The sequence below is a fragment of the Campylobacter sp. RM16190 genome (assembly GCF_012978835.1).
Lineage (GTDB): Bacteria > Campylobacterota > Campylobacteria > Campylobacterales > Campylobacteraceae > Campylobacter_A.
This window is the reverse complement of sequence record NZ_LIWS01000003.1, coordinates 252,814-268,952: the sequence shown is the minus strand read 5'-3', so window position 1 is coordinate 268,952 and position 16,139 is coordinate 252,814. Positions and strand designations below refer to the sequence as shown.

The following is a 16,139-nucleotide window of genomic DNA, read 5'->3' as shown; positions in this document are numbered from 1 at the left end:
AAAAATGGCGCGGCGGACGGGGCTCGAACCCGCGACCTCCGGCGTGACAGGCCGATATTCTAACCAACTGAACTACCGCCGCAACCAAGATAAATGGTGGTCGCTATAAGACTCGAACTTATGACATCCACCTTGTAAGGGTGGCGCTCTACCAACTGAGCTAAGCGACCAAAAATGGTGTCCTGTGCTGGACTCGAACCAGCGACCCCTTCATTAAAAGTGAAATGCTCTACCTGCTGAGCTAACAAGACAATTTTTTGAAAATGAAGTGTGATTATACGCAAAAAGAACTTATTTGTCAAGAATATACGAAGAAATATCGAAAAACACACTAAAATTTATAAATTGAAACAAGGGAATCACCCCTTGTTTTAGCAAGAATAGCAAGTTTTAAACTCATAAGCCGTAGGGCGAGCCTCATAAGGCCAGACTTGCGTCTCAAATTTATAGTGCTGAAATGCATCTATAAATATATCTGTCATAATAGGGCTTAAATATTCATTGTCGCGAATTAGAGCTTCAAGGCTTCCTCTTAGAGTGTGAGGTAGTTGTTCTATACCTCTTTCGCGAATTTCGTCAAGATGTAGTTTAAATAAATTTTCATCCATAGGTCCAACGGGCTCAAATTTATTTTTTACTCCGTCAAGTCCCGCCATAAGCATAGCTGAAAATGCCAGATATGGATTTGCTGTGCTATCAGGGAAGCGAATTTCCGCTCTTACTGATTTCTCACCAGAACCGTAAGGAATTCTAACAGAAGCCGAGCGGTTTTGGCTTGAATAGGTTAGTATCGAAGGTGCTTCAAATCCAGGAATCAAGCGCTTATAGCTGTTTGTGCTCGGGTTTGTAAATGCTGCAACGCTTCTTGCGTGATGTAAAATTCCACCGATATACCAGCGTGCAAAATCACTCAAATTCGCGTAATTTCCCTTGCCGTAGAATAAATTTTTGCCGTCTTTCCAGACTGATTGATGCACATGCATGCCGCTTCCGTTATCCCCATATAGAGGTTTTGGCATAAATGTAGCGGTTTTTCCGTTTAGGTGAGCAACCATTTTAACGACGTATTTGTAAATTTGCACGTTGTCGGCAGCTTCAACCAAAGTGCCAAATTTCACGCCTATCTCGCCTTGTCCTTGAGCCACTTCGTGATGCACGACAAAGGTTTCAAGACCCACTTGCTCAAGCACTTGAACCATCTCCGCACGCAGATCAACCATGCTATCTGTCGGCTGAGTGGCTAGATATCCGCCTTTTGTGCGAGGACGATGACCTGTATTGTAGCTATCTTTAAAGTCTCTTGCATCGTTCCAGACTCCTTCTTCAGTGTCCACTTCAAACATCGCGCAGTTTGGTTGATCTATTATTTTAACGTTATCAAATACGAAAAATTCATTCTCTGGACCAAAATACGCCACATCTCCCATGCCACTTTCTTTTACATAAGCCATAGCCTTTTTGGCTATCGAGCGCGGACATTTTTCATACATTTGATCTTTGTAAATATCGAATACATCACAAAATACCACAGCGGTAATATCTGCCGTAAATGGATCTAAAAACGCACTTTCTGCTTCAGGCTTTAAAATCATATCCGATTTATCGATAGGTTGCCAGCCACCTGTAGAGCTCGCGTCAAAAGGAATTCCGTTGATAAAATGATCTTTTTCAACCGCCTTTACATTATAAGTTAGACTGTGCCATGCGCCGTTTATGTCGGTGTATCTAAAATCTATAAATTTAACCTCGTTTTCTTTGCAAAATTCAAAAAAGTGATCGACACTCCTCACAAATTTTCCCATTGTATTATATCTCCTTGGATTTAAATCTCGTAATTTTACCACATTTTTTAATGTTTAAGTTTGTTTTTATATTAATATTTCACCCGTTTTAAAATTCAACCATAAATTTATCTCTGCTTTTAAAGCAAGCGCATTTGCTAAAGCCGAATTTCTTAGCGATATCTTCGCATTTTTGCCCGTTTAGTCCAACCTGATCTTTTGCGTGCGCATCAGAGCCAAAAGTTATGGCGATGTCTAAATTTACAAGCTCTTCAAGAAGCAGATTTGACGGATATTGTTCAGATACCGGCTTTCTAAACCCTGCGGCGTTAATTTCAACTACTAAATTTGCCTTTTTAATGGCGCCTAGAGCGTCTTTAGCTATCGTTCTTACGTCTTTTTTCGGAAGAAATTTAAATACCTTTATAAGATCAAGATGTCCCACGATGTCAAATTTGCCGCTTCTTGCAAGCGCACTTATGCAGTAAAAATAATCCTCCCAAATTTTATCTATGTCTTTATTTTTGTATTCGCCTATGAATTCGGGATTGTCAAAGCCCCAGCCGTTTATAAAGTGCACCGAGCCGATTAGATAATCAACTTTTCTATTTAGCACTCGCTCGTCCATAAAGCCATCTAAAAAATCAACCTCATATCCGAGCAAAATTTCGATTTCGTCTTTAAATTCGTCCTTAAGAGCAAGCACTTCTTTTTCATAAATTTCCATCTCGTCAAAGCCCATTCTGTAAGCTTCGTCAAATTTCATCGGAGCGTGATCTGAAAATCCAAAATAAGAAGCTCCTGAATCAATCGCCGCCAAAACGTACTCCCGCGGCTCATCTACTGCGTGTTTGCAAAGCGGAGTGTGGTTATGTAGATCAACCTTCATTAAATTTCCTTTTACTTTATAAATAGCAATCAAAATGCTATCAAAAGTTTATTAAATTTAAAGGCAATTTTTTTGTTTAAACTAATATTTCGTTAAATTTTAATATAATCTTGCGAAATTTGGATTAGGAGTTGTTATGACGCAAGAAGAGTTAGACGCCCTTATGGCAGGCGGACTTGACGGACTTGATGAAGAAGAGACAAAGGATGATGAGCCTTCTTTAAAATCAAGCGAAGAGAAAAAAAATGAACCTATAGTTGAAGAAAAGAGTTTGGGCGATACAGAAGTTTATAGTGAATATCGAGTATCGGCAAACGTAGCTTGGCCTCCGCCTCCGCCGACTGACGATCACAAGATGGTTCATCAGCTTGACGATGTCACAAAAGATAGCGAAGAGAAGGCTACTCAGATGTTTGATAAGCTTGATGCGATCAATAACTTTTTTATGGATGCCGAAAGCGGTTGTAACGCTATCATCAAAGGGCTTGAAAGCAACATAGAAATTTTTACGAAGCTAAATGCTAAATTTCCTAACGTAGCCGCCTTTAAAGATGCTCTTGATAAAAACAACGAGCTTAAAAATAGCGCTGAGGACGTGCTTGGAAATATCCAAATGGGTGAAGATGAAGTGATGATGACTATGGATATGATGCAGTATCAAGATATCCACCGCCAAAAGATAGAGCGCGTTATAAACGTTATGCGTGCACTTAGCAAGTATATGAGCAGCTTGTTTGAGGGCAAGATCGATGATGAAAAGCGCGTAGGATCTGCGGTACATATCGCGGGCGATACGACTACTGAAAATTTGGTAAGTAATGATGATATCGAAGCCTTGATCGAAAGTTTGGGCAAGAAGTGAAAAAACCTGAGCTACTAAGTCCGGCAGGAAATTTAACCAAGTTAAAAATCGCGCTTGAATACGGAGCGGACGCCGTATATGCAAGTGTAGCCAGTTTCTCGCTTAGAACCCGCTCGGCTAGAGAATTTAACTTGCAAACCTTTGAAGAGGCGATAGATTATACTCATTCAAAGGGCAAGAAATTTTACGCTACCGTCAATGCCTTTCCTTTTAACTCGCAAATAGAGCCTTTAAAGCGCCATTTAAAGACGATTTCAGCGATGAAGCCGGATGCTTTTATCATCGCAACTCCGGGCGTTATGAGCCTGGCTAAAGAGATAGCGCCCGATATAGAGGTCCATCTCTCTACTCAGGCAAACGTGCTAAATTTCTTGGACGCTAAAATTTATCACGACATGGGCGCAAAGCGTATAGTTGTAGCGCGCGAGATGAATTTAAAAGACGTGATCAAGATAAAAGAGGCGATTCCTACGCTCGATATCGAAATTTTCGTGCACGGCTCCATGTGTTTTGCCTATTCGGGGCGCTGTTTGGTAAGCTCTGTTCAAAGCGGTCGAATGGCAAATCGCGGAAGCTGCGCGAACGACTGTCGCTTTAAATACGAGCTTTACGCCAAAAACGATGAGAGCGGAGTGCTATTTCGCCTTGAAGAGGATGAAAACGGCACGCACATCATGAATTCAAAGGATTTAAAGCTCGCCGCTCACATAGAAGATATCATAAAATCAGGCGTGGTTGATAGCTTTAAGATAGAAGGACGCACCAAAAGCGAATACTACGCAGCTTGCACAGCAAGAGCTTATAAAATGGCGATAGATGACGCTATGGCGGGTAAATTTGACGCGCAAATTTATGACGCGGAGCTAAATACGCTTAAAAATCGCGGCTTTACCGATGGATACTTAGTGCATAGACCATTTGAAAGACCGAGCACTCAAAATCACTTCAGTAGCCTAGAAGAGGGCACTCATCAGGTAAATGCCATAAGTGAGGACGGAGAGTTCTTTAAGTGCAAATTTAAGATAGTTTTAAACAGACCTTACGAGCTTGTAATGCCAATCGGCAAAGACGTAAGCGAAGCGGATAATGAAATTTGTAAAATTTATGCTAAAGATGGTAAGAAATTTATAGAATTTAAGAAGCTCATCACGAAAAAAGGCAAAGAGATGAGCGAAATTCACAGCGGAAATGAAAACGAGGTAAATTTGGGTGTGAAGCTGCCCAAATTTAGCTTTTTAAGAGAGGAGATAAGATGAAATTTGTTTCGATTATAATGGGAAGCAAGAGCGATTACGAGATAGTAAACGAAGCGGCAAAAGTTTTAGAGAAATTTGAGGTAAGTTACGAGCTTATCATCTCTTCAGCTCACAGAAGCCCAAAGAGAACCAGCGAATATGTATCAAGCGCAGAAAGCAGGGGGGCTCAAGTATTTATAGCAGCTGCAGGCATGGCGGCTCACTTAGCAGGAGCGATCGCTGCAAATACAACTCGCCCCGTTATCGGTATACCGATGGGTGGAAGCTCGCTAAGCGGCGTTGATGCTCTTTACTCAACCGTACAAATGCCTGCAGGCATGCCTGTAGGAACAGTCGCTATCGGTAAAGCCGGAGCCGTAAATGCGGCCTATCTTGCGCTTCAAATTTTAGCGCTTAACGATAGCTCGCTTGATGAGAGATTAAGAGCCGATAGAGACGCTAAAGCAAAAGCGGTCGAGGAAGACTCGAAAAAAGTGGAGGTCTTACTCGCGTAAAAGGAGCAAAAATGCAGACTTATTTAAGCATCGATGAATTTTGCAAGCTTGTGCATTTGGATCGTGAAGTGATAGAAGGCATGATAAAGCGCGGAGTGCTAAATACAAAAGAGCAAGACGGCAAAATTTACATAGAGGCAAACGAAGGCACGATGAGCGTAGTTCCAAGCGTAAGTGCGAATTTAAGCATAACAAGCAAGCCAAGCGAGGGATTTAGCTTCGTTGAAAAGACGATAGGCACTATCTTAAATTTGCACGAAAAGGTTCTTGATGCTAAGGATGAAACGCTTGAGGCTTTAAGAAATGAGAATAAATTTTTAAAAGAGGCGCTTTATTCGATGCAAGAGCTTTACGATGAGGATAGAAAGACGATAGATACGCTTAGCGAGCAGCTTAAAAAGGCTAATGAAGAGATTGAGTTCTTAAAGCGTAAATATAAGCTCATGTGGAATAAGGCTGTAGAAAATTTCAAGGATAGTTAGTGCAAATAATAGGGTTAAAAGAAAGCTTTGAAATTTGCGGACTAAAAATTCGCACAGATAACGCTAGCGAGATGAACGGCGGCGGTAAAATAGCTAATTTATGGAGAGAATTTTTAAACTCCGGCTATAACGGAACAGATGAAATTTATGCCGTTTATCATGAGTATGAAAGCGACGTAAACGGCTCTTACTCTTTGCTTGTAGGCACTAAAGGCTCGCCGCGCGGAGTTTATGAAAAAGCTACCATAAAAGCTGGCAAATATGCCGTATTTAGCAAAGAAGGCGCCGACGAGAAAGCCGTGATAGAGCTCTGGCGTGAAATTTGGGAGTTTTTTGAAAACTCAAATTTAAAAAGAGCCTACACGACGGACTTTGAAAAGTATTTAAAAGACAAAATAGAAATTTATGTATCTATAAAGTAAGGATAAAAATGACATTTTCACAAATTATTTTAACACTGCAAAACTACTGGCAAGAGCTTGGCTGTGTGATACTTCAGCCATACGATATGCCCGCAGGTGCAGGAACATACCATCAAGCGACATTTTTAAGAAGCCTTGGCAAAAAGCCTTGGGCGACAGCTTATGTAGCGCCGTCTCGCCGTCCGACCGACGGTAGATACGGAGAGAATCCAAACCGCTTAGGAGCGTACTATCAATTTCAAGTCTTAATCAAACCAAGTCCTGAAAACATCCAAGAGCTTTATTTAAAAAGTCTTGAAAAACTTGGTTTTGATCTTAAAAAGCACGATATCCGCTTCGTCGAGGATAACTGGGAGAGTCCAACACTTGGCGCATGGGGGCTTGGTTGGGAAGTTTGGCTTGACGGTATGGAGGTAACGCAGTTTACGTATTTTCAGCAGGTAGGCGGCATCACTTGCGATCTAGTAAGTGCCGAGATAACCTACGGGCTTGAACGCCTTGCTATGTATCTGCAGGATGTTGATAGCGTATATGACATCGTTTGGGACGATAATGGCGGCAATGTCGTAACTTACGGCGATGTGCATAAGCAAGGCGAGTATGAGTGGAGTAAATATAACTTCGAAGTTGCCGATACGAAGATGCTTTTTAATCAGTTTGAAAACGCCTTTAACGAGTGCAAAAACTGCTTAGAGGCTAAAATTTCGCTTCCTGCTTATGATTATTGTATGCTTGCGGCGCATACTTTTAACGTGCTTGATGCGCGTGGAGCGATTTCAGTAACTCAAAGACAAGATTATATCCTGAAAATTCGCGAGCTAGCTAAAGAGTGCGCGCTAACTTACAAGGCTAGCATAGATGAGCAAGAGGCGAATTCGTAAATGAAAATAGCTGAAATTTATAAATTTCTAAACGAACTAAGCCCGTTTGAAAACCAAGAGAGCTGGGATAATAGCGGACTTATAATCGGCTCACCTCATGATGAAGTGAGTCAAATTTATCTAAGCCTTGATATTGATTTTGAGCTTTTGAGCGAAGTTAAACTAAATTCGCTTATTATTACACATCATCCGCTGATATTTAAAGGGTTAAAAAGCATAAATTCAAGCCTTTATCCAAGCTCACTCATAACGCAGATGATAAAAAAAGAAATTTCATTAATAAGCCTTCATACGAATTACGATTTAAGCCATCTAAACGAATATGTAGCAAGCGAAATTTTGGGCTTTAAAGAGTATGAAAAAGATGAATTTTTGCTTTATATGGATGTGAATTTCAGCTTTGATGAGCTTTGTGATTTTATAAAGGATAAATTTAGCCTGCAAACTTTAAGAGTTGCAAAAACTACTAGCGAAAATAGAATTCGCCGTCTTGCACTTTGCACTGGAAGCGGCGGAGATCTGATATCAAAAGTTAAAGCCGACGCATTTTTGAGCGGGGACTTTAAATATCATCAAGCGCTTGAAGCCAAGATGAACGGACTAAATTTGATAGACATAGGGCATTTTGAAACAGAGCGCTATTTTGGGGAATCCTTAGCAAAATATTTGCAAAATTTGGGAGTTTTCATTATAATAACTAACTCAAAAAACCCATTTGTATACCGCTAAACAAAAAGGAAAGTTATGAATAAATATTTAGAGCAGCTTGTCGATCTTTCCCAAATCGATAAAGAGATTGACGGATTTGGACCTAGACTAGAAAAAGTCGAGCGTGTTTTAAGAGCGACAAAAGATGAGCAAGCAGGCATTGCTGAGCAAATTTCAAATATTGATGAAGCCGTGGCCGAGTTAAAATCTCAAAAATCACAAACCAACGCTCATATCGCTGAATTTTCTGCCAAGATCAAAGATGTATCAAAGAAAAGCTCAGCAGCAAAAACTGAAAAAGAGATCAAGGCTCTTCAGCTTGAAGATGAGCTTGCCAGAGAGCAGCTTGAAGCGGCAAATGAAGAGATAGAAAGGCTTGAAAAGATAATCGCAAGCAAAAACGATCTAAAAGCCGAGCTTGAAGCAAAAGGTGCGGAAGTTGCCGCAAATTTAGAAAAGATAGAAGCAGACATCGCTCAAGAAGTGGGCGCTATAGAGAAAGAAAGAGCTGAAATTTATGCGAAAAAAGATAAATTAATCGGCGAGATGAATCAAAAAATTCTTACGTTCTATGAGAAAATTCGCAAATGGGCGCACAACACTGCGGTAGTGCCTGTAAAAAAACAAGCTTGCTATGGCTGTTTCATGCAGATAAATGATAAAACTTATTCTGCTGTTATAAAGGGCGAAGATGTTGTTACTTGCCCACATTGCGGAAGAATTTTATATAAAGAGACGGCTGAATAGCCCTGAAATTTGATAATCATCTATTATATTTTAGCCCTGATCGCCTTTTTGATCGGGGTTTTGCCACTTCTTTTAGCCTCTTTTAAATCAAAATATCGCAAGTCGATTCCTGCTAGATTTTTTCTTTTTAACAATCCCAAATTTGATGAAGCGGACATCCATTTTCATGCTTGCTCGTTTGGCGAAATTCGCTCTATTGCGCCGCTTTTAAAGAAATTTGAGAGTATCGCCGTAAGCGTGATAACAAAAACAGGATTTGACGAGGCTAAAAAGATAACGCCAAACACAAGGTTTTTGCCGTTTGAAATTTTTATCCCGTTTTGGCTTAGAAAGTCTAAAATTTTAGTTATCTTTGAAGCCGAGCTTTGGCCTATGCTTGTATTTTGGGCTAAATTTAAAGGTTCAAGAGTGATTTTGATAAATGCTAGAATTTCGGATAGAAGCTATAAGAGATACTTGAAATTTGGCTTTTTTTATAAAGAAATTTTTAAATTTATCGACAAAGTTTATGCACAAAGCGAGCTTGATAAAAAGAGGCTAGTTAGCCTTGGCGCAAGAAATGTCGTGATAAATGGCAATATTAAATCAGCCTTTTTGCCTGCCGTTGGTAAAAATTATACCAAGCCAAATGAACGCGTGATAGTGCTTGCAAGCACACATAAAAGCGAAGAAGAGCTACTGTTAAATCATATAAATTTAAGCGAAGATGACAAGCTTATATTGGCGCCTCGACATCCTGAGAGGTTTGATGAGGCCGGCGAAATTTTGTCTAAATTTGCTAGTAAGCATGGCTTTGGTTTTGAGAGATTTTCAAGTGCTAAAAATTTTAGCGCCAAATGCGTGCTAGTTGATACTATGGGCGAGCTTGTAAATATATATGCGATATCAGATATCGTGATACTTGGGGGTAGTTTCGTGCCAAATGTTGGCGGACATAATCCGATCGAGGCGGCTCAGTTTGAAAATAGTATAATTACGGGCGAGTTTGTATTTAACCAAAAGGCTCTTTTTGAGCAGGTTAGTGATGTGGTATTTGCTAAGACTGAAGATCTTGGCGAGCTACTTAAAAAAGAGTTAAAAAAGAGCAAGATCAAGTCGCTTGGAAGCGCGGACGAGATCATAAAAGATATTAAGGATAGTTGTGAAAGAGGAAAAAGCGTATAAACTGCTTGCTTTGCAAGAGGGAATTTCAAACAATGAGGCAAAAGAGCTCATAGATAGCGGACTGGTAAGCGCTAGAGGGCAAAAAATCGTAGTTGCAAGAGCGATGATGAGTGTGACTACCAAATTTAGCGTGCAAAGCATGCCAAAGCCTAGCGTGATATTTGAGGATGAAAATTTAATCGCTATAAATAAGCCCGCTTTTTTAACATCCGAAAAAGTAAGTCAAATCTATAAATTTCCGCTTTTGCACCGTCTTGATAAGGAGACTAGCGGAGTGCTTTTGCTCGTTAAAAATGAGGAATTTCAAAAAAAGGCTATCGAGGAATTCAAGCGTCACCGTGTAAAAAAAGAGTATATCGCGATGGTAAAAGGAATTTTAAGCGAAGATGTAAGAGTTGATGAGCCCATCATCACGCTTAAAAACAAAGGTGGAGCGTATTCAAAAATTTCAAAAGACGGAAAAGAGGCCGTTTCTATAATCTCACCAGTCATGGTTGCAGGCAAAAAAAGCTTAGTAAAAGTTGAAATCCCAACGGGCAGAACGCATCAGATAAGAGTGCATCTAAATCATATCGGATTTGGTATAGTAGGCGATGAAAAATACGCTAAAAACAGATCAAAGCGAATGTATTTGCATGCGTATAAAATAGAAATTTTAGGATATAAATTCAGGGCGAATTTGGGAAGCGATTTTAATGATTTTGGCTTTGAGATAAGCAAGAATTTTGAAGTTTAAAGAGTGATAAAGCTAAAATTTAGTAAAATGCGTCCCTTATGTATTTAAATTGATTATAAACAGGCAAAATTTTAGGCATTTTTGAGTGCTTAAAATGAGCCAAAAGCCGCATTTGGCTTGTAAATAAAATTAAAAAAGGTAAAGTTGTGTTTGAACAAATCAGTGAATCTTTTCGTTTGGCTGTTAGTAAAATCAGATTTGTTGATGATGAAAAAGCGTTAAAAAACGCTCTTGATGTGCTTAAAAAGGCTCTTTTAAAAGCCGACGTTCATCACAAAGTTACTAAAGATTTGCTGGCGCTGATTGAGGCTGATTTGAAACAAAGCAGTATAGGGCAAAAGCAGTTTTTGGACTCTATAAAATCAAATTTGACTAAAATTTTAACGGCTCCTGGAAATCAAGGATTTGTCTATGCGCCTGTAGCTCCAACCGTGGTTTTGATGGCGGGACTTCAAGGTAGCGGTAAGACAACTACGACCGTAAAGCTTGCAAGCTATCTAAAACTTAGAAAAAAGAAAGTTTTAGTGGCGGCCTGTGACCTTCAAAGGCTTGCAGCCGTTGAACAGCTTCGCCAACTTTGCGAAGCTAACGAGATAGAGCTTTTTAGTATAGAAAACGAAACAAACCCTATAAAAGTAGCTAAAGCGGCGCTTGAAAAGGCAAAAAACGGACTTTATGACGTGCTTTTGGTTGATACCGCGGGACGTCTGGCTATAGATGAAGCTTTGATGAGCGAGATAAAAAGTATAAAAGCAGAGCTTAATCCGCATGAAATTTTCTATGTTGCCGATGCGATGAGCGGGCAGGACGGTATAAAATCCGCAGCAGGATTTAATGATGCTTTGGCGATAACAGGCGTAGTGCTATCTAAATTTGACTCAGATAGCAAAGGTGGTGTCGCTATAGGAATAGCAAAGCAGCTAAATATACCGCTTAGATTCGTTGGAATTGGCGAAAAAACAGCTGATTTGGAGAGCTTTATACCTGATCGCATAGTAAGCAGGATTATGGGTGAGGGAGACTTGGCGACTTTGGCTGAAAAAACAAGCGCTATTATTGATGAGAAAGAGGCAAAAAGACTTAATAAAAAGATAAAAAAAGGTCAGTTTAACTTTAACGACTTTTTAGAGCAGATGGAAAGTGTTAAAAAGCTTGGAAATATGAAGTCGCTCATAGGCATGATCCCTGGTCTTTCAGGTGTGGCAAACCAGATAAAAGATATAGATTTGGATAACTCAAAAGAGATAATTCATATAAGAGCCATGATAAATTCTATGACTTTAAAAGAGCGTGAAAACCCCGATCTTTTAAACAATAGCAGAAAAAGACGTTTGGCGCAAGGCGCGGGTCTTAGTCAGGTTGAGGTTAATAGATTTCTTAAGCAATTTACAAACGCTTCAAAAATCGCTAAAAAATTTTCAGGAAAAGACGGCATGAGAGGACTTGGAAATTTACTCTCTCAAGCTAAGATAAATCGCCCTAGTTAAAAATGGGCTTAAATTTGGGTATAATTGTGCCTAAATTTAAGCCTTATTTAAAATTTAGAAGGAGAAACAAGATATGGCAACAGTAGTAAGACTAACAAGAATGGGACGTAAGAAAAGACCATTTTATCGTATAGTTGTAACAGACAGCAGAAAAAGAAGAGATGGCGGCTGGATAGAGTCTATAGGATACTATAATCCAATGGTTGAGCCTGAAGTAGTTAAATTTGATGCTGAGCGCCTTGCTTATTGGAAGGGTGTTGGTGCACAACTTAGCGATAGAGTTGCAAAAATAACTAGCAAATAATAACAATGGTTGAAGATTTTTTACGCGAATACGCAAAACTTATAGCAGATTTTCCTGACAAAGTAAAAGTCGAAAGAGTGGAGTTGGGAGAGAATTTCGCCGAAGTGATAGTCTATGCCGATAAGCTAGATACCGGCAAGCTTATAGGAAAAGACGGCAGAATGATAAATGCTATAAAAACTGTAATAATAGGTTGCAAAGCAAAAGATGCGACCTCATATAGGGTTACGGTAAAGCCTCTTGAAGAGTGATCTTGTAGAAGTCGGCATACTCGGTAAAAGCGTCGGCTTAAAAGGATTTCTTAAGCTTCATGATAAGAGCGATTTCCCTAAGCAATTTAAAAAAGACGCGAAATTTATAGATAAAGACGGTAATGAGCTAGTTGTAAAAAGCTTCAATAGTGCAAATAGCTCTATCCTTTTTTATGATTTTGAAGATGTTGATTTGGCTAAAACTCTCACAAATAGCACGATATACACAACCAAGGAACTTACTAGGCAAACCTGTAAGCTAAAAAAAGATGAGTTTTTTTACTTTGATATTTTAGGTTGTAAAATTTGTGAAAACGAGCAAATTTTAGGAGTAGTTGAAGATATAGAAGATGCGAGCGCAAATCATCTTTTTTATATAAAAACAGATGAAGAGCTTGTGCAAAAAGGACTTGCTAATAATTTTTACATCCCTTATATAAACGCCTACATAGAAAAAATAGATATAGAAAACAAGATAATTTACACCAAAAACGCTCTTTTAATCTTAAAAAATTCATGATCAAATTCACTTTTATCACGCTTTTTGAAAATTTGATGAAGCCTTATTTTACGGACTCAATTTTAGGTCGTGCAACTAGTGAAGAATTAATAAAACTAGAGTTTATAAATCTAAGAGAATTTAGCAAAGATAAACATAAAAAAGTTGATGAATATATGATAGGCGGTGGAGCGGGACTTCTTATGAGTGCTCAACCGCTTGAGGACGCTATAAAATTTGTAAAAAGCAAAAACCAAAATACTCATATCGTTTTTTTAACACCTGCCGCTAAGAAATTTAATCAAAACGACGCAAAAAGACTTGCCAAAAAAGAGCATATTTGCTTTATTTGCGGAAGATACGAAGGTATCGATGAACGAATTGTTGAAAGATATGTAGATGAAGTTTTTTGCATAGGCGATTTTGTACTTACTGGCGGCGAGCTAGCCGCGCTTTGCTTGAGTGACGCTATATCTAGAAATATAGCCGGAGTTTTAGGCAATGAAGAGAGTCTGAGTGAAGAGAGTTTTGAACAAGGGCTTTTGGAGGCACCTGCTTTTACTAAGCCAAATTCATATGAAAATTTAAATGTTGTTTCAGACTTTTTAAAGGGAAATCATGCTAAAATCAGGGCTTTAAAAAATGATATGGCGTGCTTCAAAACTAGGTTTTTCCGTCCTGATTTATACCGAAAATACAAGCCGCTGATGAAGGATAAAAGATGAGAAATAAGTATATTGAAGCATTTGAAAATGCTCAAATCGCAAGTAAGTCTGTGCCTGAATTTCGTGCCGGCGACACACTTCGTGTAGCTATTCGTATTAAAGAGGGCGATAAAACTAGAGTTCAAAACTTTGAAGGTATTTGTATAGCTAGACGCGGAAGTGGAACAGGCGAAACATTTATGATCAGAAAGATCGGCGCAAACAGCGTTGGTGTTGAGAGAATTTTCCCTATTTATAGCGATAGCCTTGAGAGTATAACTGTATTAAGACGCGGTCGTGTAAGACGTGCGAAACTATTTTATCTACGCGATAGACGTGGTAAATCTGCACGTATTAGAGAGCTTAAAAAGTAAAATTTATTTATTTATTTTTTTGACAAAATGGTGAAATTTTTATAAATTTCACCTATGTTCTATATTTCAATATTTAAAATAAATCGATTTAATTAGTATTTATATACCAACACAACTATTACTTCACTTAATTACTATTTGATTATGCTATACAGTCATTAAAATTTGCAAATATTAAATTTTAACTGTTATAAAGGTTACTTTGTATATTATTTTTGAAATTAAAATTTCATTTTTGTAGAGTTACCTACTTGTTACTTTGAAATAATTTTATTAGAATATGTATAGGTTTTGATATCGTATCGCAAATTGTATTAATACTATTATAAATTTCTATTTTAAATATACTAATATTTTATTTTAAATTAATACTAATAATATTATCAATATTCAATAAAATATGTTCTATATTTTAAGTTTATTTTAATGATACTTTTAAAATGCAATTGCCTGAAAATACTTTAATATGCTAATTTTAAAAATTTTATTAGCATAGTATCTTCTATACATATTTAATCTAAAACACACTTAATCTTTTTAAAGCTTTATCTAATATTAATGAGCTTATTTTCTAATAATTATAAATATTTTTAAAAATAAAAATAAAGAAAAAATTAATAGTTTAATTTAAAAATTATGAAATTTGTAGTATAGTTTCAGTAATAAAAATTTTTTTAAAGGAGACCGTTATGGGTTTTAGAAAAGAACATGATTTTATAGGTGAGCTTGAGATCTCTGACGACGTTTATTATGGTGTTCAAACTTTTAGAGCACTTGAGAACTTTCATATGAGCGGAAGAAAACTTAGTGACTATCCTTATTTTATAAAAGCCTTCGCTCAAATTAAAAAAGCTGCTGCGCTAGCAAATAAAGAAGTTGGCGTGCTTGATGGCGCTAAAGCCGACGCTATAGCAAAAGCTTGCGATAGATTGATTGCAGGAGAATTCCAAGATCAATTCGTTGTTGATATGATTCAAGGTGGCGCCGGAACTTCTACAAATATGAATTCAAACGAAGTTATTACAAATATTGCACTTGAAAGTATGGGGCATAAAAAAGGTGAATATCAATATCTTCACCCAAATGACCACACAAACCTAGGTCAAAGTACAAACGATACATATCCAAGCTCTATCAAAGTAGCCGCTTATGCAAAACTAACAGATCTTCTAAAGGCTATGGAGCTTCTTAAAACAGAACTTGAAATAAAAGCAAAAGATTTTAAAGATATTATAAAAATGGGTAGAACTGAGCTTGAGGATGCTGTTCCTACAACACTTGGAAATACATTTAATGCATTTGCAAGCTATATTAAAAGCGATATAGAAAAAATCACAGCTGCTAGAGAGTCAATGACATATCTAAATATGGGCGCAACAGCTATCGGAACAGGTATTAACTGCCACCCAGACTACAAAGCTTCTGTTCATAAAATTCTAAGCCAAATTACAGGCGCAAACTTCAAACCAGCAGACGATTTCATAGCTGCTACTCAAGATACTGCTGATTTTGTTCATGTAAGTGGTGCACTAAAAACTGCTGCTGTTAGACTTAGCAAGATAGCAAACGACCTTCGTTTGATGAACTCTGGTCCAAGATGCGGTCTTGGTGAGATAAATTTACCTCAAATGCAACCAGGAAGCTCAATTATGCCAGGTAAGGTAAATCCTGTTATAGCTGAGGTTGTTGGAGAGGCTTGCTATGAAGTAATCGGCAATGATGTAACAATCATGCTTTGCTCAGAGAGAGGTGAATTTGAGCTAAATGCGTTTGAGCCAGGAATCGCTTATGCGCTATTTAACTCTATATTCATCCTAGAAAACGCTATGAAAACTCTAGCTGAAAAAGCTATCAGAAAACTAACTGCAAACCCTGAGGCTTGCTTAAAATCAGTTCTTGGATCTGTTGGTATAGTTACAGCATTTAACCCTTATATCGGATATGAGAAATCTGCAAGCATTGCCAAAGAGGCACTTCAAACAGGTAGAGCAGTTGGAGATATCTGCCTAGAGAGAGGCTATCTAAGCAAAGAAGAAATTGATAAAATTTTAGAGCCTAAAAATATGCTAAACCCTCATATGGGTAAATAAATTTAATT

18 protein-coding genes, 3 tRNA genes and 1 pseudogene are annotated in these 16,139 nt (G+C 38.1%); 17 read left to right on the top strand and 5 right to left on the bottom strand.

Features of this window, described 5'->3' with window-relative positions; translation table 11 throughout:
* Positions 1-5: 5 nt before the first annotated feature.
* The 5 genes from CDOM16190_RS05165 to CDOM16190_RS05145 all read right to left on the bottom strand — a co-directional run bounded on the left by CDOM16190_RS05165 (position 6) and on the right by CDOM16190_RS05145 (position 2,670).
* Positions 6-82 (bottom strand) — tRNA-Asp (locus CDOM16190_RS05165).
* 12 nt (positions 83-94) lie between these two features.
* Positions 95-170, bottom strand: a tRNA-Val gene (locus tag CDOM16190_RS05160).
* Between the two features lie 5 nt (positions 171-175).
* Positions 176-251, bottom strand: a tRNA-Lys gene (locus CDOM16190_RS05155).
* A 120-nt stretch (positions 252-371) separates the two neighbouring features.
* Positions 372-1,802 carry a type I glutamate--ammonia ligase gene (gene glnA / locus CDOM16190_RS05150; RefSeq protein ID WP_170019163.1) on the bottom strand — a complete coding sequence of 477 codons (1,431 nt, stop codon included), beginning with the start codon at positions 1,800-1,802 and terminating at the stop codon, positions 372-374.
* An 88-nt stretch (positions 1,803-1,890) separates the two neighbouring features.
* The gene (locus CDOM16190_RS05145; protein ID WP_170019162.1) at positions 1,891-2,670 is read right to left on the bottom strand and encodes a histidinol-phosphatase; all 780 of its coding nucleotides are present in this window, start codon (positions 2,668-2,670) and stop codon (positions 1,891-1,893) included.
* 136 nt (positions 2,671-2,806) lie between these two features.
* Here CDOM16190_RS05145 and CDOM16190_RS05140 point away from each other — a divergent pair, with 136 nt between their 5' ends.
* The 17 genes and pseudogenes from CDOM16190_RS05140 to CDOM16190_RS05060 all read left to right on the top strand — a co-directional run bounded on the left by CDOM16190_RS05140 (position 2,807) and on the right by CDOM16190_RS05060 (position 16,131).
* Positions 2,807-3,532 carry a chemotaxis protein gene (locus CDOM16190_RS05140; RefSeq protein ID WP_170019161.1) on the top strand — a complete coding sequence of 242 codons (726 nt, stop codon included), beginning with the start codon at positions 2,807-2,809 and terminating at the stop codon, positions 3,530-3,532.
* Entirely contained in the window at positions 3,529-4,788 is a 1,260-nt protein-coding gene (locus tag CDOM16190_RS05135; protein ID WP_170019160.1) for a peptidase U32 family protein, read from the top strand. Before CDOM16190_RS05140 ends, CDOM16190_RS05135 begins: the two co-directional genes overlap by 4 nt.
* The gene (gene purE / locus CDOM16190_RS05130; protein WP_170019159.1) at positions 4,785-5,282 is read left to right on the top strand and encodes a 5-(carboxyamino)imidazole ribonucleotide mutase; all 498 of its coding nucleotides are present in this window, start codon (positions 4,785-4,787) and stop codon (positions 5,280-5,282) included. Before CDOM16190_RS05135 ends, purE begins: the two co-directional genes overlap by 4 nt.
* Positions 5,283-5,293: 11 nt before the next feature.
* Complete coding sequence (locus CDOM16190_RS05125; RefSeq protein WP_170019158.1) at positions 5,294-5,764, top strand: DUF3972 domain-containing protein; 471 nt, start codon at positions 5,294-5,296, stop codon at positions 5,762-5,764.
* Entirely contained in the window at positions 5,764-6,186 is a 423-nt protein-coding gene (locus CDOM16190_RS05120; protein WP_170019157.1) for a GyrI-like domain-containing protein, read from the top strand. Before CDOM16190_RS05125 ends, CDOM16190_RS05120 begins: the two co-directional genes overlap by 1 nt.
* A gap of 8 nt (positions 6,187-6,194) precedes the next feature.
* Positions 6,195-7,067, top strand: a complete 873-nt coding sequence (gene glyQ / locus CDOM16190_RS05115; RefSeq protein WP_170019156.1) for a glycine--tRNA ligase subunit alpha — start codon at positions 6,195-6,197, stop codon at positions 7,065-7,067.
* Positions 7,068-7,796, top strand: coding sequence for a Nif3-like dinuclear metal center hexameric protein (locus CDOM16190_RS05110; protein WP_170019155.1), 729 nt, complete (start codon positions 7,068-7,070; stop codon positions 7,794-7,796).
* A gap of 213 nt (positions 7,797-8,009) precedes the next feature.
* Positions 8,010-8,522 (top strand): annotated as a pseudogene (locus CDOM16190_RS05105) (zinc ribbon domain-containing protein); the annotation flags it as partial.
* 9 nt (positions 8,523-8,531) lie between these two features.
* A complete protein-coding gene (gene waaA / locus CDOM16190_RS05100) occupies positions 8,532-9,686 on the top strand; it encodes a lipid IV(A) 3-deoxy-D-manno-octulosonic acid transferase (protein WP_170019153.1) in 1,155 nt (384 codons plus the stop codon).
* Positions 9,664-10,422, top strand: coding sequence for an RluA family pseudouridine synthase (locus CDOM16190_RS05095; RefSeq protein WP_170019152.1), 759 nt, complete (start codon positions 9,664-9,666; stop codon positions 10,420-10,422). Before waaA ends, CDOM16190_RS05095 begins: the two co-directional genes overlap by 23 nt.
* Before the next feature lie 146 nt (positions 10,423-10,568).
* Positions 10,569-11,909 (top strand): signal recognition particle protein, encoded by a 1,341-nt coding sequence (ffh, locus tag CDOM16190_RS05090; protein ID WP_170019151.1) that lies wholly within the window; start codon positions 10,569-10,571, stop codon positions 11,907-11,909.
* Positions 11,910-11,982: 73 nt separating this feature from the next.
* Positions 11,983-12,213 carry a 30S ribosomal protein S16 gene (rpsP, locus tag CDOM16190_RS05085; RefSeq protein WP_169941939.1) on the top strand — a complete coding sequence of 77 codons (231 nt, stop codon included), beginning with the start codon at positions 11,983-11,985 and terminating at the stop codon, positions 12,211-12,213.
* Between the two features lie 5 nt (positions 12,214-12,218).
* Positions 12,219-12,464 carry a KH domain-containing protein gene (locus tag CDOM16190_RS05080; protein WP_170019150.1) on the top strand — a complete coding sequence of 82 codons (246 nt, stop codon included), beginning with the start codon at positions 12,219-12,221 and terminating at the stop codon, positions 12,462-12,464.
* Complete coding sequence (gene rimM, locus CDOM16190_RS05075; protein WP_169973606.1) at positions 12,454-12,984, top strand: ribosome maturation factor RimM; 531 nt, start codon at positions 12,454-12,456, stop codon at positions 12,982-12,984. Before CDOM16190_RS05080 ends, rimM begins: the two co-directional genes overlap by 11 nt.
* Positions 12,984-13,688: a tRNA (guanosine(37)-N1)-methyltransferase TrmD gene (gene trmD, locus CDOM16190_RS05070; protein ID WP_170019178.1), complete on the top strand. Its 705-nt coding sequence runs from the start codon at positions 12,984-12,986 to the stop codon at positions 13,686-13,688. Before rimM ends, trmD begins: the two co-directional genes overlap by 1 nt.
* Positions 13,685-14,041 carry a 50S ribosomal protein L19 gene (gene rplS, locus CDOM16190_RS05065; RefSeq protein ID WP_169941944.1) on the top strand — a complete coding sequence of 119 codons (357 nt, stop codon included), beginning with the start codon at positions 13,685-13,687 and terminating at the stop codon, positions 14,039-14,041. The genes trmD and rplS overlap by 4 nt, the downstream gene beginning before the upstream one ends.
* Positions 14,042-14,730: 689 nt before the next feature.
* A complete protein-coding gene (locus CDOM16190_RS05060) occupies positions 14,731-16,131 on the top strand; it encodes an aspartate ammonia-lyase (RefSeq protein ID WP_170019149.1) in 1,401 nt (466 codons plus the stop codon).
* The last annotated feature ends 8 nt before the right edge of the window (positions 16,132-16,139 follow it).

What these genes read in the sequence shown, in the direction of transcription:
- CDOM16190_RS05140 (WP_170019161.1), top strand. Translation starts at nt 2,807, where the DNA reads ATGACGCAAGAAGAGTTAGACGCCCTTATGGCAGGCGGACTTGACGGA.
- purE (WP_170019159.1), top strand. Translation starts at nt 4,785, where the DNA reads ATGAAATTTGTTTCGATTATAATGGGAAGCAAGAGCGATTACGAGATA.
- glnA (WP_170019163.1), bottom strand. Translation starts at nt 1,802, where the DNA reads ATGGGAAAATTTGTGAGGAGTGTCGATCACTTTTTTGAATTTTGCAAA.
- CDOM16190_RS05080 (WP_170019150.1), top strand. Translation starts at nt 12,219, where the DNA reads ATGGTTGAAGATTTTTTACGCGAATACGCAAAACTTATAGCAGATTTT.
- rpsP (WP_169941939.1), top strand. Translation starts at nt 11,983, where the DNA reads ATGGCAACAGTAGTAAGACTAACAAGAATGGGACGTAAGAAAAGACCA.
- CDOM16190_RS05145 (WP_170019162.1), bottom strand. Translation starts at nt 2,670, where the DNA reads ATGAAGGTTGATCTACATAACCACACTCCGCTTTGCAAACACGCAGTA.
- CDOM16190_RS05125 (WP_170019158.1), top strand. Translation starts at nt 5,294, where the DNA reads ATGCAGACTTATTTAAGCATCGATGAATTTTGCAAGCTTGTGCATTTG.
- CDOM16190_RS05110 (WP_170019155.1), top strand. Translation starts at nt 7,068, where the DNA reads ATGAAAATAGCTGAAATTTATAAATTTCTAAACGAACTAAGCCCGTTT.
- glyQ (WP_170019156.1), top strand. Translation starts at nt 6,195, where the DNA reads ATGACATTTTCACAAATTATTTTAACACTGCAAAACTACTGGCAAGAG.
- rplS (WP_169941944.1), top strand. Translation starts at nt 13,685, where the DNA reads ATGAGAAATAAGTATATTGAAGCATTTGAAAATGCTCAAATCGCAAGT.
- CDOM16190_RS05060 (WP_170019149.1), top strand. Translation starts at nt 14,731, where the DNA reads ATGGGTTTTAGAAAAGAACATGATTTTATAGGTGAGCTTGAGATCTCT.